We start from the raw sequence: 21,778 nt of genomic DNA, 5'->3' as shown, positions 1-21,778 counted from the left end.
AAACCCGGACTTAAAAAGTCTGGGTTTCTTTTTGCTGAAGATTAAATTGAATTCTGCAAATCTTCATTCCGATTTTTTCGGAATCTCACGACATGAGAAATCCATATCTCATATCGTGTATCTGATATCTAATCTTACAGCTTCATATCGCTCAAGCGGGTGTGTTCCACCTGGTCGAATTCGTCCTGGATTTCCTTGGAGGGGGCCTTGGTCAAAAGGCTTACCACGATGATGGTAACCATGCTGAATACGAAGCCAGGAACCAGTTCGTAAATCTGGAAGATTTCACCGCTGAGGCCGGAGAGGTAGAACTTCCAGACGAAGGTGGTGATGCCACCAACCAGCATACCGGCAACGGCTGCGGGCAGGGTGGTGCGCTTCCAGAAGAGGGCCAACAGAACCAGCGGACCGAAGGTTGCACCGAAGCCACCCCAGGCGAAGCTGACCAGACTCATGACCACGTCAAGGAAGCTCTTGCCTTCCTTAGCGGCACCAGCGGAAGGTGCGCCCTGGAGTGCCACGAGAACTGCGATAATAGCGATAACGGCAACCACAACGCGGCTCACCCACATCAGTTCCTTGTTGGAGGCGTTCTTGCGGAAGAGGTGCTTGTACATGTCGTTACTGAAAGCGGAAGCAGAAACCAGGAGCTGGGAGTCTGCGGTACTCATGATAGCGGCGAGAATGGCTGCCATGAGGATAGAGGCGATAGCCGGATGGCAGAGGGCCTGGCAGAGGACCATGAAGATTCTTTCAGGGTCCTGGACAGTGAGACCGTTAGCGCTTACATAATAGCGGCCAAGGAGACCGATCATGATCACAGCACCGAGGCAGATGATGACCCAAGTCATGGCGATGCGGCGAGAATGCTTGATTTCTTCAGCGTTCTTGATGGACATGAAACGGACCAGGATGTGGGGCATACCGAAGTAGCCGAGACCCCAGGCCAGGCTGGAAATCAGGGAGATGAAACCGATGGCCTTGCCGGTAGAGGCGTTGGTGAAGAGGCTCATGAGGTAGGGATTCTGTACGTTCACTGCATCCATGGTTGCAGCGAAGCCGCCACCGGAAACGCAGATGATGGTGGGAATCACCAGCACGGCAATGAGCATCATGGAAGCCTGGATGAAGTCGGTCCAGCAAACAGCGAAGAAGCCGCCCATGAAGGTGTAGCTAACAACCACGACGGCACCGATGATCAGGCCGGTGGTGTAGTCAAGACCGAAGATGGTGCCGAAGAGCTTTGCGGAAGCCACGAAGCCGGAAACGGTGTAGAACAGGAAGAATGCCAGGATGAAGAAGGATGCGATCACGCGGATGATGCCCTTCTTGTCGCGGAAACGGTTAGAGAGGAAGTCGGGGAGGGTAATGGAGTCGCCGCAGAAGTGAGAGTACTTGCGGAGACGGCGGCCAACGATCTTCCAGTTGAAATAGGTACCGATCACGAGACCGATGCCGATCCATGCTTCGGAGAAACCGCTGAGGTAGATGGCGCCGGGGAGACCCATGAGCATCCAGCCACTCATATCGGAAGCCTGGGCGGACATAGCCACCACCCACTTGTTCATGCCACGATCGCCCAGGTAGTAGGCGTTGAGGCTATTTGCCTTGCGAGAGAAGTAGGCACCGATGCCTAGCATCATCAACAAGTAAAGAATAAAGACGACTACGGTCATTTGTTCCTCTTCTATGTTGCGGCGAAAAAACATTCGCCTGAGTTAAATCATCGGTGGGGCAAGATAGAAATTTTTATATATGGCTCTGTGAACCCAGACTGCGAAACCCCATCTCATTTCCCCTTTAAGGTCATTGCCAGAATCCGGAGTGACTTTCCCGATAAGTTCGGCATTCCCCGCCAGAGTGGATTGCTAAAGGAATTGCGTTCCTCCATTCGCTTTGAACCTGAGTTTCGAGTGGCCGACGCCTTGCGCGGTCTCGAGGGCTTTAGCCACCTGTGGGTCCTCTGGATTTTTTCAGAAAATGTAAGGGTGGGCGAGAACGGTGAAAATCGCTGGAGTCCTACGGTGCGCCCGCCCCGCCTCGGAGGCAACAAGCGTCTGGGAGTTTTTGCCACCCGCAGCAGTTTCCGCCCTAATCCCGTGGCCATGAGCTGCGTAAAAATCGAGGAAATCCGCCTGAACGTGGTTGACGGGGATTATTGCGGCCCCGAAATTATCGTTAGCGGCGCCGACATGATGGATGGAACTCCCATTGTAGACATCAAGCCCTATTTGCCTTATGCCGATTCCGTGCCCGATGCTCTGGGCGGCTTTGCGGAACCCCTCCGCGAAAAAAGCCTGAAGGTGGAATTCTCCGTGGACCTTGGGGAGTTTCCGGCAGAAAAATTGGATACCCTCCGCGAAATTCTGGCTGAGGATCCCCGCCCGGCTTACCAGAAGGATGCCGACCGAGTTTACGGCTTTAAGTTTGCTGGCTTTGAAGTCAAATTTAAAGTCCAGGACGAAGTGCTTTCGGTCCTGGACTTGATTAAGATTTAGTATAGAGTCGGGTTTAGACTATCTAACATTGATAATGGAACTGCGGTCGGTTCCGTTTGCCCTGATATTGATCACGTAGCGGCCTGAGGGGAGGTTCTGGCTGCATGCCTTGGTAGCTTCGAAGTAGGTGGTGTTCTTACCTAAGGTTAGAACTTCCTTGCCCAACATGGAATAAACCTTGACACTTGCCTGGTAATTCTTTTCGGCATGGGTGAGGCTAGGGCTCCCCATATTAGAATCGCCCAGCAAGTTGACCTGGAAGTTTGTGCTTGGGGCTGCTTCACTGAGCGACATCAGTGAAGTAGCCAAAACTGCTGCTGTCAGATATCTCTTCATTCTACTATAACTCCACTCGTCTGCTGTTGTTAAGTCGCAGACCTCTCCAAACACGGGCCAAAAATAGCTATTCCTGACCTGTCTGTACATATAAATGGGGGGATTTCTGTTGTTCTTTTTTACAACATTATGCTTTTTTGCGTAAAAAAGCCATTGTCTTTTGGTAAAATAAAATCAATAAAAAAAAATGTTCGCCACTTTTTCTTATATTCAACCACAAATAACAGAGGTTTTATATGAAAAAGTTTTCTTTGATCGCCCTGGCTGGCGTTTGCTCCCTGGGTCTCCTGTCTGCCTGTAGCGATGATAGCACTCCGGATCCGACCCGTGCAGAACTTTGCGCTAACGGCATTTCCGATGACTGCCTGAATGGTGCATGGAACGCCAATGGTATGGCCAACAAGGCTTCTGGTGAAATGCATTCCATGTTCAATTACACCGCAGCTCCGGGCACGCTGACTTTCGACAAGAATACTCATGAATTCCAGTTTGACGCTCCTGCCCTGGCAGCAGACATTGCTACCGCAGACTGCAATCCTGTTTACGGCGAATGGTCTGTTGCCGCTGGCGTCTTGCACATGAGGTCTTTTACCAACACCATGTGCATGGGACCCAAGACTGTTGAATTGGCCGCCACTGTCGCTCTTGACGAAACCGGTACCCTCGTGACCTTGAATCTGGGTCAGCTGTACTTTATGTACAATTTGACCGATGAAATGGCTATCAAGAACTCCTACACTGAATCTTTCAGTGCTCTCGCCAAGTAATTTTCCCAAAAAATTGCATAAGAAAGGCCCCCGGTTCTAAAAACCGAGGGCTTTCTTTTCTTGCTCCTTAAAGCTTACTTGACCAGGATGGCCTTGGAAAGCAGATTGTTTCCGTTGGCGTTGGTCAATCGGGCGATGTACTTACCCATGGGAATTCTGTTCAGGCTGACGTTTGCATTGCCGCCAACTTGCTGAGAAAGGACAATCTTTCCGTTTGCGGAATACAGCTTGAGAACGGCTCCCTCGGGGGCTGCGATCTGGAGGCTGCGTCCTTGCTGGTTCATGCTGGCGGAACGTCCGATGTTGATGATTCTGGGGTTGTTCATGACAATGTTGGTTCCTTCCGGTGCGCCAACAATCAGGCCACGGCCGACGGTACTCATATACACCACGCCGTAGTTGTTCATGTCGCCCTGGACGAACTTGCCGTTACCCGGACCACCGAACTGATGCATGTCATCGTTGATGCGTTCGAAAGTCTTGCACTTGTCGGTACTGCGGTAGAGGCCGACGGTGGAGTACTTGTATTCCTTGCCGCCCCACTGGCCTTCGCCTACATATTCCCTGGTGCCGCCCCAGATGTAGATGGTTTCGTAGTCGGCGCCTTCTTTTGCCTTACCGATACCTACTGCAACGGCGGTACCTACGATGTCGCAATCATTCCAGGTCTTGCCACCGTCTTCGGTATAGCTGAGACCGTTATGAGTGTAACCGTCTTTCTGCCAGATCTGATTCTGGTCGCGAGCCACCCAGATGTGGCCTTCTCTGCCGGGAACGGTACGGATGGGGTTACCATCGCCAGAGAAGTTTTCGTTGGTCTTGAGAGATGTTACCTGCTTGAAGGTTTCGCCGGCGTCATTGGAAACGATCACTTCTCCGTTGTCGCCGATGACGTAGAATACCTTCGGGTTCACGGGGTCAGAAGCCATACGGCCGTTGCCGCTACCGGTCTTTACTTCTTTCCATGTCTTGCCGTTGTCAACGGAGCGATAGAAGCTGGATCCGTTTTCCGGCTTGTGCATGATGACCTTGCCGTCTGCGGAGAGAGTCAGGTGGCCCTTACGCATGTTCTCCATGGTGCTTGTGGTGTCCATGGGCATCTCGTCCCAGGTTTTGCCCAAGTCGTCGGAACGGTACATCTTCTTGTAGCTCTTGGAATCGTACTGGCCGTAGACCGTTACGATACCGGTACGCATCAAGGTGCCGGTGAGGGCTGCGTAGCCGATGCTTTCGGTAGAACCTACGATGGGGAAGTGGCGCTTGACGGGTGCGTTAATGTCGGTGTAGACTCCACCATCATAGTCGCCGATGGCCGTAACCAGGGGACCGCCCGGAATGCTGACAATATCCAGGGGAACGGTTTCTTCTACGCCCTTGGATTCAAACTTCCAGACAGGAACCTTGGCGGTGATGTCGTCGGTAGTGAAAATACCGTTACCGCTGGTGACCCAGACTTTCTTGTTGTTGAACGGGTCAAATTCCAGGGAGCCTGCCCAGTGGATGGCATTACCCGGAATCCAGTCGGTACCGTTGGCGTCGATATTGGGTACGTCGCCGTAATGCTGACCATGGACCCAGTTCTTGCCGCCGTCTGTGGTAACGTAAATGCGGTCGCCGTAGTTATCCTTTTCGTCCTTGGTTACGTGACGGCCGGTGTACTTGCCCAGGGTAGAAACTACAATGTGATTCTTGTCCTTGGGGTCGATGGCGATGCCGCCGTAGGAACTTTCGTTCTTCTTGTGCTGAACGGTGCCGCCTTCGTCTTCTTCATCATCATACGGGGTGATGTCGGTCCAGGTGCTGGACTTGAGATTCAGCTTCATCACGGCGCCGCCGCTAATGTTATGGGGGCCGGGGCCATCGGCGTAGGTGATGTACATATCGCCATCTACGATCTTGGCGCGGTGGGGCATGTACTTGGAGGGGCCGCCTTCGATAGTCTTCCAGGTCTTACCGCCATCCTTAGAAACTTGCAGATTGTCCTTGGTGTCGGAAATACCGATGTAAATGGTGGCGGTGCTGCCGTCGGCTAGCTTGCCCTGGGATTCGTCGAACATGACGAAGGCGACACCATTTACGCCGCTCAGGCTGTTTCCCGAGGCGCTGGAAATAGCCACCTTGTAGAGGCTGCTCCAGGTTTTACCATAGTCTTCACTCTTGTAAACGCCTGCAGTACGGCTACCGCAAAGAATAATGTTGGGCATGTTGGAATCTACGGCCAGCTTTTCGCCAGTTTGGCGGCCCATGCCGTTACCGTGGGCGAGAATACCTTCGCCTTCCTTGTTGCCTACATAAGTGGTGTCCCAGGTGGTACCGTAGTCTTCGGAGCGGAGTACGGCAGTGCGTCCCCAGCTAAAATAGCCGGTACCAGCCAAAACGTAAATGCGCTTGGGATCGGTGGGGTCCAGGGCGAAAGATTCGGTGCCGTAAAGACCCTTGTCTTCTTCGCTGAACTGGTCCATAAGAGGAATCCAGTAGGACTTGGTTGCATCCCAGCGGTAGATGCCGCCCACGTCGGTACGGGCGTAAATCAAATCTTTCTGATAGGGGCTGGGGAGGATGGCGCTCATGAATCCGCCACCATCGAAACGGACGTTACCCCAGTCGTAAGCTTCAGCGTTGGACTGTGTTACACCGGTGGCAACAATGGCTGCCATAATGCCAATCGCCTTGATTTTTCCAAACATATATTCTCCAGATTTCACCAGCGGCACCCTAAATTGTATGAAGTGCCAAATTACCATTATATAAGATATTTCCAAATAGCGAAAAAGGACGCCTTTGGGGCGTCCTTGTTGTTAAAAACGTTTATTTAATCACAACAGCTTGGAATATGCCTATGGGGAACTATTCCTGGGGGTTGTTGTAGTTACAGGCGTTCCTTCGTTTCAGTTCATTGTTCAGGGGAACGTAAATCACGCTGAAGATAATGTAGCCGCTAAGCAGTACCAGCCAATGGTTTAGGCCCAGGCGGGTCTCGATAAAGTGCATCTCCAGGAACATAAAGGGGCCTGCAATCAGGAACAGGGGCAGCTGACGGCACTGGTCACCCAATGAAAAACGGCTTTCGTAGCTGACGATGGAGTTCATCATGGGGAAGCTGGTGCAGAATCCGCCCATGAGTCGCTTGATGAACATGAGGCCACTGACCACGCCGGCAATGGCGGGGGCCTTGATGTAGATGGGCAGGGGTGTCTTGTAGCGGACACCGGCCTTGTATTTTTGCTTCTGGAACATGATGAGGCCAACGATAAAGTCGAAGGCACTGACCCCTACGAAAAAGGCTTCGTTGTCGGGGATGCGGGGCATAAGGAAGGTGCCCATGGCCACGAAACAGGCTAGGCCTATAATGATGGACAGCACGATAGGCACTTTAGCCTTGTAATGGAGGATGCGGACGATGTTCGCATACAGCATGCACATGAATCCGGAAATGGCGTTTGCGGCCCCGATGGGGAGGCCCACGGCGATGTAGGCGAAACCGAAGGGGATGGGAATGGTGGCCGTAACCGCCTTCAGCTGCGGGTCCTTCAGGTAAGCACTCAAGGTTCCAAGCGCAGTCACCATGGCTACCAGCAGGTAGTCGTAGAAGGAAAAGTGAAAATTCAAGGACTCGAACATTTGCGGCCAAAGATAGCAATTGAAAATGAGGTTCGCTACGCTAGAGGTTTCAGGTCGGTTGCTTCGCAACCTAGAGGGGGGTGAATAGTGAACAGTGGGGACTGTCTCTCTGAACATCCGCAAACTGTCATTCTGAACTTGTTTCAGAATCCCGTGAACGCACAAGATCCTGAGATTCCTCAGGGTGACGTCAGGTCCCTTTGGCGCGATTATCTAGCTCATTGCTCAAGGCTCATAGCTCATCGCTGAAAGGAGCTGTAGGCGACCACCTCATACCTCGTCGCGGGAGATTTTTCGGTAGTTGGTCTTTACTTTTTTCACGTAATTAAAGGTCTCGTACTGCATGGTTATCAGGCGTAAAAATTCAAAATACCTGAATGCCTTGTACAGTTCCGCCTGCCTGTATCCGCCATTGTAGTGGGCCAACATCAGGTTTATATCGCCCTTGTACTCGCTGCGGAGCATCGACAGGAACTTTACGCCAATCTGGATATTGTCTTTCGGGTTCAACAAACTGTACTTGGAAAGCTTCAATTTTTGAGCGACATTTTTCCCGGTGGTTGGCATGATCTGCATAAGACCCAAAGCCCCGACGCGACTTTTGGCGTTGACCTTGAACCTGCTTTCCTGAGCGATAATGGCTGCCACCAACTTGTAATCCATATCATACTGTTTTGAGTAGGTCAGGATGTATCCGGCAAAACGATCCACGTCGGCAACGCTCAAATTTTGATTCACCGAAACGATGAACTTCTTCAGCTTTTCAGGGGAATCTTTCTTGTTGAAGAAGGTGAGAACTTCCTTACTGTTTGCGATTTCGTCAAGATAATCTTCCACCGCAGGGAGTACGCCCCCGCACAAGAATACAATCGCAAAAATGACCAGTAAAACCTTCTTCAAAATTTATCTAAACCCTTCGCCAACAATGATAGAAAAATCAGTTGTTTTAATTATGAATTACGAAATATGAATTACGAGTTTTTAAAATCAGTCGCAAACACCCCTTTTGGCCCCTTTTTTCCCTCTTTTCTCTCGTTTCCCGTCTTTCGTCTCTCTTCTTTTTACCTATATTATTCCTCAACGTCATTTCGCCTTGGTATTCCCGTCCAGTTATATTCCACTGGGAGTTCAAGTAGAATACTCGGGTGCAAACGTGTAAATAAGTAAAACAAACAAACCAAAAGGAACAGGTAGTAAAATGGCTACTATTACTAAAGAAAAGGCTGCAGAAATCACCGCTAAGTTTGGCGCAAACGAAAAGGACACCGGTAACGTCCGCGTTCAGATCGCTCTCCTGACTGAAAAGATCAAGAACCTCACCGAACACGCCAAGCAGCACAAGAAGGACCACCACTCTCTGCGCGGTCTGTCTATGATGGTTGCAAAGCGCAAGACTCTCCTCAAGTACTACGGCGAAAAGGACATTGTCGCTCAGCGTGCTCTTATCAAGGAATTGGGTCTCCGCGGCTAATTTCTGTGGACTGGAGATAATCTATGTCTATTGATGCTTACAAAGAAAAGTACGGCAAGATGCTGGACCCGAAGGAAGTGTCTGTAACACTTCCCGATGGTCGTGTCATCTCTTTCGAAACCGGCCGTATTGCCAAGCAGGCTCGTGGCGCTGCTGTTGCCAAGATGGGCGACGCATTCGTTCTGTCCACTGTCTGCTACGGCGAAGAAAAGGAAGGTGACTTCTTCCCCCTGACGGTTGAATACCGCGAAAAGGCCTACGCTGCTGGTCGCCTCCCGGGTGGCTATTCCAAGCGTGAAGCTGGTCGTCCGTCTGACGAAGAAACCCTCTCTGCTCGTATTATCGACCGACCGATCCGCCCCATGTTCCCGGAAAACTTCACTCGTGAAGTCCAGGTCATCGTGCAGGTCATGTCTGCCGACAAGAAGTTCGCTCCCGACGTTCTCGGCGTGAGCGCTGCTTCTCTCTCCATTGGTCTCTCTGACCTCCCGTTCGAACAGCAGGTTGCTGCAGTTCGCGTGGCCGTCGTTGACGGTCAGAACGTTGTGATGCCCACTTATGATCAGATTGCATGCGCCGATCTGGACATGGTGGTCGCCGGTACCGAAGACTCCGTCTGCATGGTGGAAGGTGGCGCTTATGAAGTGTCCGAAGACACCATGATCAACGCTATCCTCGCCGGTCACGAAGTCATCAAGCAGCTTTGCATTGCTCAGCAGAAGCTTGTTGACCAGTGCGGTAAGATGCCGAAGATGATCCTCGCTCCTAAGGATCTTGGCGAAGCTCACGAAAAGCTGCTCACCACCGTTAAGGAAGTTGTGAATGACGAACTCCAGAAGGACGTTCATTCCAACATGGTCAAGACCGACTTCTATCCTGCTATGGCAGACCTCTGCAAGCGTATGACTGAAGATCCGCGTATCCTCGCTATCATTGGCGAAGGCGACGCTCAGGATGCAGCTCTCCTTGCTGATGCCAAGGCAATCTTCGGCGATCTGGAACGCACCGCAATGCGCGAAATGATCCTGAACGAACACGTCCGCTTGGACGGCCGTACCACTACCGAAATCCGCCCCATCGAAATCGATATGGGCGTTCTCCCCAGCGCTCATGGCTCTGCCATCTTCCAGCGCGGTGAAACTCAGGGTTTCGTTGTATGTACTCTCGGCACCAAGGCTGACGAACAACGTTATGAAAGCCTTCAGGGTGAAGGCGCAAAGAGCTACATGCTGCATTACAACTTCCCGCCGTACAGCGTGGGTGAATGCAAGCGTCTCGGCACCAGCCGCCGCGAAATCGGTCACGGCCACCTCGCCGAACGTTCTCTGGCTGCAGTTCTTCCGCTGCCCGAAGACTTCCCGTACACCATCCGTGTGGTTTCCGAAATTCAGGAATCCAACGGTTCTTCTTCCATGGCTTCCGTTTGCGGTGGCTGCCTCTCCTTGATGGACGCTGGCGTTCCTATCAAGGCTCCGGTTGCTGGTATCGCAATGGGCCTCATCTCCGAAAAGGGTTCCGTGAAGGAAGGCGGCAAGATCGAAATCTTGTCCGACATTACCGGCACTGAAGACCACCTCGGCGATATGGACTTCAAGGTGACTGGTACCGCTGAAGGTATCACCGCCTTCCAGATGGATATCAAGATCCGTGGTATCACTCCGGAACTGATGCGTCAGGCATTGGAACAGGCCAAGCAGGGCCGTCTCCACATTCTCGGCCGCATGGCTGAACTTGGCCTCGCCGCACCTCGTCCGAAGGTTTCCGAAAAGGCTCCGACCATGATCAAGATGAAGGTGCCCACCAACAAGATCCGTGACGTTATCGGCTCTGGTGGCTCCGTCATTAAGGGCATGCAGGCTCAGACTGGCTGCACCATCAACATCGACGACAACGGTAACGTTGACATCGCTGCTCCGACTGGTAAGGCTGCTGCAGTTTGCCGCCGCATGATCGAAGAACTCACTGCAGAACCGGAACCGGGCCGCAAGTACAAGGGCAAGGTTAAGACGATCCAGCCGTTCGGCGCATTCGTCGAAATCCTCCCGGGTCGCGATGGCCTCGTGCACATCTCCGAACTTGCTGACCACCGCGTCGACAAGGTTGAAGATGTCGTTCACGTCGGTGACGAAGTTGAAGTTCTCTGCCTCGGTGTTGACCCGAAGGGTAAGGTGAAGCTTTCCATGAAGGCTCTGCTCCCCCCGAAGGCTGAAGCCCCGGCCGCTGAAGCTGCTCCCGCAGCCGAAGCCGCTCCTGAAGCAACCGCTAGCGCTGCTGCAGAAGCGACCGCAACCGAAGCCTAATCGAAGTACTTCGACAGAGTTCCTAGAACTTTAAAAAGCCTGGCTGCGAAAGCAGTCGGGCTTTTTTTTGGTTAGCGGTAATTGTTTGCTAAATCACATATTGCAAGTTTTTTGTATGCGTTTGGGGCCCCTTTGGGGGTCTTTGTTTGCGATTAGTTCTAAAGTTGATTATCTTTAAGAGAGACCGCCTGGCCAATTGTAGGGTTTTTGTGTATGATTATTACGTGTTTGTTGGTTTTGTGTATTATTGCCGCCTTGAATGTGGTGGCGATTTGGCATCTGAATCCAAAGTTTAGTGGCAATTATTCGTTCATTAGCTTTTTGGTATTGGTGTCCTGCATGGGGCACTTGATGCTTGGCTTGTCTACCAACGTGGATGAAGCCATTGTGGCCAACAAGTTCAACTATGCGGGTTCCGTATTTCTGCCCCTGTTCATGTTCTATGCCGTCGCCGATGTCTGCCGGGTTAAAATCCACAAGTTCGTGCGCACGATCCTGAATGCCTATACGATGTTAATATTCGGCCTGTCGTGTACGGTAGGTTTCAGCGATATTTATTACACCTCCATTGAGTATGTCCAGACATTCGAAGGGGTGGGTAACTATGTGGCGACTTATGGCTTTGGCCATGATTTGTTCAACCTGATGATTTTTGGGTTCCTGATCGCCAACGTAAGTATTCTTATCTATGCCTTTGCCAAGAAGAAGAACGTTTCCTTTAAGTGCCTTGTGGCCATGTCCCTTATCGATATTGCTACGATTTTGGCGTTCTTCTCTTCGCGCCTTTGGGAAATCGATACCTTGATCATGCCTGCGGTCTATGTGTTTGACCAGCTGGCGCTGATATACATTTGCTTCCGTGTAAAGAGTTATGACATCGGGCATAGCGTTCTATCTGTTCTTGAAAAAAACAATACGGATGGGTATATTCTGGTGTCTTCGTCATACCGTTTTTTGGGATGCAACGAGATTGCCTACGAGATCATTCCTGCCTTAAAAAATTGCCGCGTAGACCACTTGCTGCCTTCGGGTTCTGCTGCCATCGATTTCCTGAGATTGTGGGTGAGGGAAGTGCGGGACGGGGATTATCTGGATACCAAGGAATACCTGTCTAGCGTTCGTCATTATCGCTGTTATGTTCGCAAGGTCAACGTGTTCCGTGATCGTTATGTGAACCTGTTCAAGATTGTGGACGATACGGATTTGCACAACTATGTGCAGATGCTTGGCGACAGCAATACCCGATTGAAGACTGTGGTGAAGAGTAACGCCAACCAGTTGAAGTCTATCCAGGAACAGATGATTGTGGGCATGGCCAACATGGTTGAAAGCCGTGATAGCAATACGGGCGGTCATATCAAGCGAACCAGCAAGGTGGTGTCTATCCTTGTTGATGAACTGCGTAAGGATCGACAGCGCAAGTATGAAGATCCCTTCTACGACGCTCTGGTCAGTGCCGCACCTATGCACGACTTGGGCAAGATTGCCATTAACGATGAAATTCTGAGAAAACCTGGAAAGTTCACTCCCGAGGAATTCGAGGAGATGAAAACTCACCCTGAAAAGGGTGCTGCCATTGTCGAGAATCTCCTTTCTCAGATCGAGGTTCCTGCTTTCGTGAACATCGCCAGGAACGTGGCCTGTTTCCATCACGAACGTTATGACGGAAGGGGCTACCCCAGGGGCCTGAGTGGCGAGAATATCCCGTTTGAAGCCCGTGTGATGGCTGTGGCCGATGTATACGACGCCTTGGTCAGTAAGCGTTGCTATAAGGAAAAATTCTCTTTCGAGGATGCCTTTGATATTATCGCCAAGGGCATGGGTTCCCAGTTCGATCCGTCGCTGTGGAAGTGCTTCTATAACTGTCGTGAAAAGCTGGAAGAGTACTACAAATCTTCTACATAAGTAATTTGGAATGTGCCGATAATTGCGGATTTTCCTAAATGGCGCTTTAACAAGCGCATTTAGTGCTTCTCGGTTATGTCAAAAGCGAAAACGCTTTTGCCGCGACGCTCGACTTTTCCTAAATTGCTTATATATGACAAAGTTTTCTGAATTTCCGTATGTTGCTGACCGCTTTAACGCAGTCCGTAGAGAAACTGTACAGGTTCGTGTTGGTGATGCATTGATTGGGGGCGGTGCCCCCATTTTAGTTCAGTCCATGACTACCACCAAGCCCAAGGACGTTGAAAAGACCGTCCAGGAAACCTTGGATCTTGCCAAGGTTGGCTGTGGCCTGGTTCGTATTACCGCTCCCACTCTGGCCGATGCCCAGGGTCTGGAAGAAGTCATGAAGCGCATTCGTGCTGCTGGTTGCAAGGTGCCGGTTTCTGCCGACATCCACTTCCAGCCCAAGGCTGCTTTCGAAGCTCTCAAGTGGGTTGAAAAGGTCCGTATCAATCCGGGTAATTTCGTTGATACCGGCATCCTGACTTTGGAAAATCAGACTGACGCCATGTTCGAAGAAGGCAAGGAGAAGGTGGCTGAACAGTTCACTCCCTTCGTCCAGGAAGCAAAGCGTCTGGGCCGCGTGATCCGCATTGGCGTGAACCACGGTTCCCTTTCTGCCCGTATGATTTACCGCTATGGCGACACCGTGGAAGGCATGGTGGAATCCGTCATGGAATACCTGGCTGTTTGCGAAGCCGAACATTTTGACCAGGTGGTCCTGAGCCTGAAGTCCAGCAATCCTCGCGTGGCTATTTCTGCCTACCGTATGCTGGCTGCCCGTATCAAGCAGGAAAACTACAAGCCGTACCCCTTCCATGTGGGCGTTACCGAAGCTGGCGCCGGTGCCGATGGCCGCATGAAGTCTGCCGCAGGTATTGGAGCCCTCTTGATGGACGGTCTTGCCGATACCATTCGCGTCTCCCTGACCGAAGATCCTGTGGCCGAAGTCCCCGTTGCCCAGGAACTGATCAAGGCTTGCGCCTTGCCCGCAGTTCCGGTAAGCTACGATGTGCCTATTCTCGAAAAGGATCCGTACCACTACGCTCGTCGCGAAACCAAGCCCGTTGTTCTTAACGGTGTGGAAATCGGTGGCGCTCAGCCGGTCAAGGTCGGTGTTCGTTCCGATGCTGCCAGCCTGACTTCTGAAGGTCGCGGTCCTGAATTTGCCGTGGCCAGCCTGGCCGACAAGCCTGTTGTGGCTTTTGACGATCCCATGGATATTGCTGGCTTTGCCGCCAATCCTATTTCTGTTCCGGAAGGTTCCGTGTTCTGCTATACTGGCGATAACATGGTTTCTGGTGTTCGCGCCCTGGTTTCTGCAATGGAAGCCGCTGGCCGCAAGGATCCCATCTTGCTCTATGCCAACATCGGTAGCTCCGAGAAGGATATGCTCCGTGCTTCTGCCGACATCGGTAGCCTGGTCACTGACGGTATCGGTGACGCTGTTGTTATCGAAGGTTTCAAGAGTCCCAAGGAATCTGTGGAACTGGCTTTCGATATTTTGCAGGCTGCCTACTGCCGTCGCAGCAAGACCAACTTTATCAGCTGCCCCAGCTGTGGCCGTACTTTGTACAACATCCAGGAAGTGATGGGTAAGATAAAGGCCCGCTTTGGTCATCTGAAGGATCTGTCTATCGGCATTATGGGCTGTATCGTGAATGGCCCGGGTGAAATGGCAGACGCTGACTTTGGTTACGTTGGTGGTGGTCCCGGTCGCATTACCCTGTTCGAAGGAAAGACCGCAGTCAAGAAGAACATTCCCGAAGAAGATGCCATCGAAGAATTGGTAGCTCTCATCAAGGAACGCGGTCGCTGGGTAGAACCATAGGTATGGGCGGTGAGGTCGTCTTTCTTCGAAAGACTTTGAGGACGGGCCTACGGCCCTTGAGCAAAATAAAGGCGGCAAATCCGCGAAACTCAAGCCTCAGAGCGCGAAGCGCGACCTCGCACCTCAAAGCACCATAGGTGCGACCTCGAGAATTTTTAACATAAACTACAAGGAATAAAAATCATGGCAACTATTAAGACTATGAACAACATCTCCAAGAAGGGCCTCAGCCTGTTTGGAGCTTACTATCAGGTTTCTGATACCGTCGAAAATCCGGACGCAATTCTTGTCCGTTCTGCTCAGGTTGACACTGATCAGTTTGACGGCCTCCTGGCTGTGGCTCGTGCCGGTGCTGGTGTTAACAACATCACTATCGACAAGGCTTCCGCTAAGGGTGTCTGCGTGTTCAATACTCCGGGTGCAAATGCAAACGCTGTTGCTGAACTCGTGATGACCGTTCTCGGTATGGCTGTTCGTAATGTTGCACAGGCTGCAAACTGGGTCAAGGCTCTGGACATCAATGATCCGGATATGGCCAAGACTGTTGAAAGCGGCAAGAAGAAGTTCGCTGGTTCTGAACTGGCTGGCAAGACCCTCGGTGTTATCGGCCTCGGCAAGATCGGCGTTCTCGTTGCTAACTATGCTCGTTGGAAGAACATGCGCGTGATCGCATACGAACCGTATCCCAACGCACTGAACATGCACGAACTTTCCAACAAGGTTGAAATTGCCGATCTCGACACCGTGATCGCAAATTCTGACTTCCTCACCGTTCACGTTCCGTTCATCAAGGGCGTTACCGAAAACCTCCTGAACCGCAAGAACCTGGCTAACTTCAAGGGTACTCATATCCTGAACTTCGCCCGTAACGGTCTGGTTGAAATGGACCCCATTTACGAAATGCTGGACAACGGTACTCTCCAGGGTTACCTCAGCGACTTCCCGGATGCAAAGCAGATTCAGCACGATAAGATCCAGTGCTTCCCGCACCTGGGCGCTTCTACCGAAGAAGCTGAAGAAAACTGCGCAGTCATGGCTGTTGAAGAACTGAAGGACTACATCGAATTCGGTTGCGTCCGTAACTCCGTTAACTTCCCGGCTCTCATGGACAAGCCCCACATGGGCATCAAGACCCGCGTTGTGGTGATTAACGAAGACGTTCCCAACATGATCGCTGAAATCACCAAGGTTGTGGGTGCAGAAGGCATCAACATTGCCTCCTTCTCCAACAAGAGCAACGGCAAGATCGGTTACAACCTGATCGACATCGAAAGCTCCATTGATGATTCCATCAAGGACAAGCTGGCTCAGCTGCCCAAGGTCATCAAGGTTCGCGTGATCCATTTCTAATAGGCAAAGAGGTCGGTCGGCTTCGCCTTCCTTTGAGGTATGAGGTCGGCCTTGCAAAAAAAAGCCAGGTGAAAACCTGGCTTTTTTTAGTTATGAGATATGAGTTGTGATTATGAGATATCTAGTTCAAAGGAGCCGAAGGCTCCGCCCTCGTACCTGTCGCCTGAAGCCTGTCGCCTCATACCTCTACTTAAACTGTATGGTTGCCTTTTTGTCGGTGACCTTTATAGAAACCTTTGCTCCCAGGTATAGCGGCCGGTTGGCGGCGTTCAGGTCGAGAATCCTTGTTGAAGCCTTTCATCATGGGTCCTTGGATAGTTTCGAAACCAAGGTTGTTCAAGGCAATGTGGAAGGCGGTAATGTCGCTATAGCCCACGAACCATTTGGGGTGCTTTTCAAGCTTTGAGTAGTTGAGCTTGTTCAGAAGCTGGCTGCTGCCGTAGCCCCCGCGTGCAAAGAAAATGGCCTTGACGCTCTTGTTGTCAATAAGGGCTTGCATGGCGTCTGCGCGTTCGTCCAGAGTTCCCGAGTAGCGTCCTTCCTCTGCGCTTGAATACAGGTTGCTGGCCTCGATTACCGTTAAGCCCCAGCTCTTAAGTGTTGTACTCGTTTGTGATGTACTCGTTGGTAACGTATTCGTTATTTGTAATATTTAGATATAAGTTATGAGCTTTGAGCTTTGAGTTAAAGTTAGGCGCCTTTCACTGTTCACTATTCATTGTTCACTAATCCAGTTAGAAGTCCCACGTCAAACGTCCAATAACTCATATCTAGTATCTAGATCCTGCTCCTTCGAACCTAAGAATTGTAAGGCAATAAATTGCTAATAATTCTATATCGACTACGGCCTTACATGCCTTCGCTCAGGATGATACCTCAAGCCTCGCGCCTCGAGTCTTTCCGCTCGCAGCACACAGCTCGCTGCTCATCGCTCTCCGCTACTTGTACATTTCTTCGATTTGTTCGCTGTACATTTCTTCGGCGGCTTTGCGACGGATCTTGAGGGTGGGTGTCAGCAAGCCTGATTCAACGGTGAGGCTGTCTCCAATGAGGGTCCACTTGCGGATCTGTTCCCAATGGTTCAGCTTCTTGTTGATGCGGGTGATGTGACGTTCCAGAGCCTCGTTGATGTGCTTGGATTCCAGAGCGCGGTTGATATCGAATTCGTCCTTGGTGCGGTTCAGGAAGCGGCGTGCGTTGATGGGGTTCAGGAAGATAAGCACAGAAGCGAACTTACGGTTGTTGGCGATGACAAGGGCCTGTTCCACCAGCGGGTGGCGGCTGATTTCAAGCTCGATGGGGTTGGGGCTTACATACTTGCCGGTGCTGGTCTTCAGCAGTTCCTTGATGCGACCGATCAAGAACAGGTAGCCGTCTTCGTCGAAGGATCCCTGGTCTCCTGTCTTGAGGTAACCGTCTTCGGTAAAGATTTCCTTGTTTACTTCGGGCATGTTGTGGTAGCCCTTGAAAACGCTGTCGCCCTTGGCCAGGACTTCGCTGTTCTCGCCGATCTTTACGTCCAGATAGGCAAGGGGGATGCCCACGCTACCGGGGCGGATGCACTTGGGAGTGTTCACCGTGAGCACGGGGGCGCATTCGGTAAGGCCGTAACCTTCACAGATGTTGATGCCAACGTTCAGCAGGAATCGGCAGATGGACTTGTTCAGGGCGCCGCCACCGCAGACGATCAGGCGGAACTTGCCGCCGATGGCTTCGCGCATTTTCTTGTAGACCAGTTTGTCGTAAATGCGGCGGGCGATGCTGGGGCGCTTGGTGGGGTCCTCAATCTTTGCAATCTTTACGGCGCGGTTAATCAGCCAACGCTTGAAACCGTGGCACTTTTCGCCGGCGGCCGTCATGCTTTCGTAGACGCGTTCCAGAATGCGGGGGACCACCATCATGACGGTGGGCTTGACTTCCTTCATCAGGAGGGCGGTGTTCTTGGGGGTGTCGGCGAAGAATACCTTTGTGGCGTTCAGGATAAAGAAATAGGTGGTCATGCGTTCCAGCACATGGGCCACGGGCAGCACTACGAGACCTACGTCGTTGTGGTTCAGGGCGACAACATCGCGCCTGATGGTCTGAATCTGCGCCAGCATGTTGCGGTGGCTCAGTTCGGCACCCTTGGGACGTCCGGTGGAACCGCTGGTGTAGATGATGCTGAACAGGTCGTCGGGGTTGATGGATTCCAGCTGACTTTGGATCCAGGCGGAGGATTCGGGCTTCTTGGCCAGTTCCTGGCCTTCGCGGATCAGGTCGTGCCAGTAGACGCCGTTGTCGGGGCAGTCGGATGCCGGATCGATGCAGATGACCACGCTAAAGCGGGGAAGGACGTCCTTGATGGCCTGGTCCAGTTCGTTTACGTTGTTCAGCAGCAGAATCTGGACGTCGGAGTCATCACACTGGAAGTTGAAATTGTCCGAGGAAATGTTGGGAAACAGGGGGACCACCTGGGCGTGATTCAGCTGGGATGCGATGTCCGTCATGATCCATTCCGGGCAGCTGTTGGCTACGATGCCGATACTCTGGTGTTCCTTGATTCCGCGGTTCTTGAACGCAAGGGCCAAGGAGCGGGTATCTCTGGCGAGTTGCTGCCTAGAGAAATAAATCCACTGTTCGTGTTTTCTGTGGTACCAGCCGGGGAAATCCTCTCTGTCGCAGGTAGCGAAGAACATGTGGGCGAGGGACTGGTGCAGCAGCGGTTCCATGGGAACTCCTTGGTTCAAATATGATTGATGCAAAAATAGATTTATGCAGACCTTGAAAAAGAAAGGGCTGGGTAGAAAGGTGTAAAATATGATGCTTTTGAATGATTTTGAGAACGTTCTTATATTGAAAATCTTTATTTTTTGTTTAAAAATCAGAATTTTTATATTGCTTTTCTAAAAAATAAACATTATATTTGAGAAAAAAATGAGAACAACGGGATGGTGCCCGTTCTCAAGGTTTAAAAAAGGGATGTTTATGGATTGCAAATTTCTTTCTCTCTCTGCCGCAGTGCTGGGCCTTGCCGCTTCCGCCTCGGCGCTGACTGTCAATACCGCTGCCGGTTGGCTGGAATCCGCCTATGCGGAATGGCAGCCTGTTTCCGGTGCCTCCAGCTACAATGTCTATGTGGACGGAACCAAGATCGATGATCCGCTGATTCGTAGCTACGGTTCCTATATGCGTGCTGACGTGGTCGGCCTGAAGGCAGGCTCACACACCTTGAAGATTGCTCCCGTGGTGAATGGTGCCGAAGGGGCTGCCGAATCCAAGACGGTTTCTGTGAAGGCTCATGACCGCACCGGTTTTGCCTTTAGCAATGGCCGCGTTCCTGGGGCCTACAATACCGACGGTACTCTCAAGAGCGGTGCCGTGGTGGTGTATGTTTCCGAAAATTCCAAGAACAAGGTGACCGCCGACGTGGTGACCAATTCCAAGGGCACGAAGACCACTTGCAAGAGCTTCCAGGGCATTCTGAACTGCATGAAGAAGGGTTATGAAACTCGTCCTTTCGACTTCCGTTTTATCGGTAACGTGACGGACTCCGATTCCCTGGTGGCAGGCGACATGCTCATTGATTTGGGCTCTTCCGAAGATTCCTATGTGACCATTGAAGGTATTGGCGAAGATGCTACCGCAAACGGTTGGGGTATCCGCATCAAGAACGCCCAGAACGTAGAAGTCCGCAATATGGGCGTCATGAACGTGAACAGTTCCGAAGGCGACAACATCGGTCTTCAGCAGAACGACCAGTACATCTGGATCCACAACAACGATATGTTCTACGGCGATGCCGGTTCCGATGCGGACCAGGTGAAGGGCGATGGAGCCCTGGACTGCAAGAAGTCTACTTACGTCACCTTCAGCTACAACCACTTCTGGGATAACGGCAAGTCCAACTTGCTGGGCCTTTCCGAAGGAACTACCGACGGCTACTACATTACCTATCACCATAACTGGTACGACCATTCCGATAGCCGTCATCCTCGCGTGCGTTATTACAGCGCTCACGTCTACAACAACTACTACGATGGCAATGCCAAGTACGGTGCGGGCTCTACCTTGGGTTCCTCTGTGTTCATGGAAGGTAACTACTTCCGTAACTGCAAGTTCCCCATGCTCACTTCTATGCAGGGTTCCGACCTTTATGCCGGTACTACCACCAGCACCACCGATAACGCTACCTTTAGCAAGGAAGCGGGCGGAACCATCAAGGCCTACAATAACAAGTTTGCAGAAGGCGGTACCTTCATCGCTTACGGCGCAACCACCTACCGCCTGAAGGGCGTTGACGGAACTGCCGTTGGCTCCATCAATACCAAGACCGACTTCGACGCCTACGTGGTGAGCAAGCGCGACGAACAGGTTCCTGCCACTGTTGTTTCTAAGTCTGGTGGCAACAAGTACAACAACTTCGACGTGAATACCTCGGTCATGTACAAGTATACTGCCGATGAACCGGATGACGCCAAGGCTAACGTGATGACCTATGCAGGCCGTATCAATGGCGGTGATTTCAAGTGGACCTTTACCGCCGAAGACGATGCCCTCTATGCTGTGAACCAGGCTCTGAAAAATAAGCTGGTGGCCTATACCGGTAGCGTCAAGTCTATCCAGGGTGATGGCGCGGTTGTCGTGACTCCGGCCGTTCCCAACTCCTCTTCGGGAACCGCATCCAGCCCCTCTTCCAGTGCTTCTGTTGAACCTTCCTCCAGTGCGACTGTGGCCAGTTCCAGCAGTGTCTCTGGCGGCGTTGTTCCTAACAGTTCCTCTGCCACCGTCGAAGCGCCTGCAGACGATCCCGTTGATGAAAGTTCCGACTTGAAGTCTATTTCTGCAGACCTGGTGCATAACTTTACCGAAGAAGGAGCCAGCAGCGACTACTTCGAATTCCTCGGAAACCTTTCTACCAGCAAGGGAACCGTGTCTTACAACGGTGCCGAATTGACCCGCTGCCTCAAGATTGAAACGGCTACATCTGTTGAATTCGTGCTGGTCAAGTCTGCTGAAGTGACTCTGGTTTTCAACGGTGATTTCGCTAAGGGGATCAAGATCGATGGTGAAAAGTATACTGCCACCGCAGGCGTTGTAAAAGTCAAGCTGGCTGCCGGTAAGCATTCCATTACCAAGGGCGATTCCGCTAACCTCTTCCTGATCTCTGTTAAGATTGATGCCTCCGCCGATGAGCCGGGCTCCTCCAGCAGCGACGATCCGGCTTCCTCCAGCGAACCTGCCGAAGACGGTCCCGCCTCTTCCGGCTCCAAGGACGAACCCTCTAAGGATGAACCTTCCGAAGGTGAAGAAACTGGATTCTCTGCCACGGTTGCCGCCAACGGAAACCCCTTGATGTATAACGTCTCGGAATGCCGTCTGGATGTGTTCGCTAGCGAAATCCGCCGACTGGATGTGGTCCGTATGGATGGCCGTAAGGTGCGCCTGAACGGAATGCCCGGCGGGGTCAGCTATGACCTGAGTCATCTGCAGCCTGGCATATACCTGGTGCGCCTGGTGGCCGACGGTAAGACGTTCCAACGCAAAATCGTCAAACAGTAAAATCGCGATGCCGTAAAATTTACGCTACGACAAGTAGCCTAGGGATCGGACGACGCGTAGGGTATGTGAATCCGGTCCCGGGAAAGCGTTCTGCACAGTATGGGGTGCGGGACGCTTTT

The 21,778-nt window shown here is 51.8% G+C and carries 15 protein-coding genes; 8 read left to right on the top strand and 7 right to left on the bottom strand.

The features are described from left to right. Window positions 1-134: 134 nt before the first annotated feature. Window positions 135-1,676, bottom strand: a complete 1,542-nt coding sequence (gene putP / locus MMG03_RS11490; RefSeq protein ID WP_088658702.1) for a sodium/proline symporter PutP — start codon at window positions 1,674-1,676, stop codon at window positions 135-137. Between the two features lie 87 nt (window positions 1,677-1,763). Between putP and tsaA the strand changes: the two genes are divergently transcribed. After that, entirely contained in the window at window positions 1,764-2,498 is a 735-nt protein-coding gene (gene tsaA / locus MMG03_RS11485; protein WP_073233772.1) for a tRNA (N6-threonylcarbamoyladenosine(37)-N6)-methyltransferase TrmO, read from the top strand. An 18-nt stretch (window positions 2,499-2,516) separates the two neighbouring features. On the opposite strand, the gene MMG03_RS11480 is transcribed toward tsaA, so the two are convergent. Beyond that, the gene (locus tag MMG03_RS11480) at window positions 2,517-2,834 is read right to left on the bottom strand and encodes a T9SS type A sorting domain-containing protein (protein WP_158236587.1); all 318 of its coding nucleotides are present in this window, start codon (window positions 2,832-2,834) and stop codon (window positions 2,517-2,519) included. Between the two features lie 236 nt (window positions 2,835-3,070). Between MMG03_RS11480 and MMG03_RS11475 the strand changes: the two genes are divergently transcribed. After that, a complete protein-coding gene (locus MMG03_RS11475; RefSeq protein ID WP_073156622.1) occupies window positions 3,071-3,601 on the top strand; it encodes a hypothetical protein in 531 nt (176 codons plus the stop codon). 74 nt (window positions 3,602-3,675) lie between these two features. On the opposite strand, the gene MMG03_RS11470 is transcribed toward MMG03_RS11475, so the two are convergent. The 3 genes from MMG03_RS11470 to MMG03_RS11460 all read right to left on the bottom strand — a co-directional run bounded on the left by MMG03_RS11470 (window position 3,676) and on the right by MMG03_RS11460 (window position 8,122). After that, complete coding sequence (locus tag MMG03_RS11470; RefSeq protein ID WP_249506318.1) at window positions 3,676-6,288, bottom strand: VPS10 domain-containing protein; 2,613 nt, start codon at window positions 6,286-6,288, stop codon at window positions 3,676-3,678. A 160-nt stretch (window positions 6,289-6,448) separates the two neighbouring features. Beyond that, window positions 6,449-7,222: a hypothetical protein gene (locus MMG03_RS11465; RefSeq protein WP_249506317.1), complete on the bottom strand. Its 774-nt coding sequence runs from the start codon at window positions 7,220-7,222 to the stop codon at window positions 6,449-6,451. 270 nt (window positions 7,223-7,492) lie between these two features. Then, on the bottom strand, window positions 7,493-8,122 hold the full coding sequence (locus tag MMG03_RS11460; protein ID WP_101478884.1) for a lytic transglycosylase domain-containing protein: 630 nt from the start codon (window positions 8,120-8,122) through the stop codon (window positions 7,493-7,495). Window positions 8,123-8,420: 298 nt separating this feature from the next. Between MMG03_RS11460 and rpsO the strand changes: the two genes are divergently transcribed. The 5 genes from rpsO (at window position 8,421) to MMG03_RS11435 (ending at window position 16,121) form a co-directional block, all read left to right on the top strand. Then, window positions 8,421-8,693: a 30S ribosomal protein S15 gene (rpsO, locus tag MMG03_RS11455; protein WP_073156633.1), complete on the top strand. Its 273-nt coding sequence runs from the start codon at window positions 8,421-8,423 to the stop codon at window positions 8,691-8,693. Window positions 8,694-8,755: 62 nt separating this feature from the next. Beyond that, window positions 8,756-10,993: a polyribonucleotide nucleotidyltransferase gene (gene pnp, locus MMG03_RS11450; RefSeq protein WP_346348715.1), complete on the top strand. Its 2,238-nt coding sequence runs from the start codon at window positions 8,756-8,758 to the stop codon at window positions 10,991-10,993. Between the two features lie 213 nt (window positions 10,994-11,206). Continuing rightward, window positions 11,207-12,898: an HD domain-containing phosphohydrolase gene (locus MMG03_RS11445; protein WP_088658706.1), complete on the top strand. Its 1,692-nt coding sequence runs from the start codon at window positions 11,207-11,209 to the stop codon at window positions 12,896-12,898. Window positions 12,899-13,031: 133 nt separating this feature from the next. Beyond that, window positions 13,032-14,771 carry a (E)-4-hydroxy-3-methylbut-2-enyl-diphosphate synthase gene (ispG, locus tag MMG03_RS11440; protein WP_073284716.1) on the top strand — a complete coding sequence of 580 codons (1,740 nt, stop codon included), beginning with the start codon at window positions 13,032-13,034 and terminating at the stop codon, window positions 14,769-14,771. Between the two features lie 183 nt (window positions 14,772-14,954). Next, complete coding sequence (locus MMG03_RS11435) at window positions 14,955-16,121, top strand: phosphoglycerate dehydrogenase (RefSeq protein ID WP_073156644.1); 1,167 nt, start codon at window positions 14,955-14,957, stop codon at window positions 16,119-16,121. A 190-nt stretch (window positions 16,122-16,311) separates the two neighbouring features. Here MMG03_RS11435 and MMG03_RS11430 read toward each other — a convergent pair whose 3' ends face one another. Continuing rightward, complete coding sequence (locus MMG03_RS11430; RefSeq protein ID WP_346348714.1) at window positions 16,312-16,764, bottom strand: LD-carboxypeptidase; 453 nt, start codon at window positions 16,762-16,764, stop codon at window positions 16,312-16,314. A 295-nt stretch (window positions 16,765-17,059) separates the two neighbouring features. Next, the gene (locus MMG03_RS11425; protein ID WP_073156647.1) at window positions 17,060-18,829 is read right to left on the bottom strand and encodes a long-chain fatty acid--CoA ligase; all 1,770 of its coding nucleotides are present in this window, start codon (window positions 18,827-18,829) and stop codon (window positions 17,060-17,062) included. A 256-nt stretch (window positions 18,830-19,085) separates the two neighbouring features. Here MMG03_RS11425 and MMG03_RS11420 point away from each other — a divergent pair, with 256 nt between their 5' ends. Continuing rightward, window positions 19,086-21,659, top strand: coding sequence for a T9SS type A sorting domain-containing protein (locus MMG03_RS11420; protein WP_249506315.1), 2,574 nt, complete (start codon window positions 19,086-19,088; stop codon window positions 21,657-21,659). Window positions 21,660-21,778: the final 119 nt, after the last annotated feature.

This window comes from Fibrobacter sp. HC4 (genome assembly GCF_023373925.1).
Taxonomy (GTDB): Bacteria; Fibrobacterota; Fibrobacteria; order Fibrobacterales; family Fibrobacteraceae; genus Fibrobacter.
Note: the sequence above shows the minus strand (reverse complement) of the source record. Positions and strands in the feature narration are given on the sequence as shown.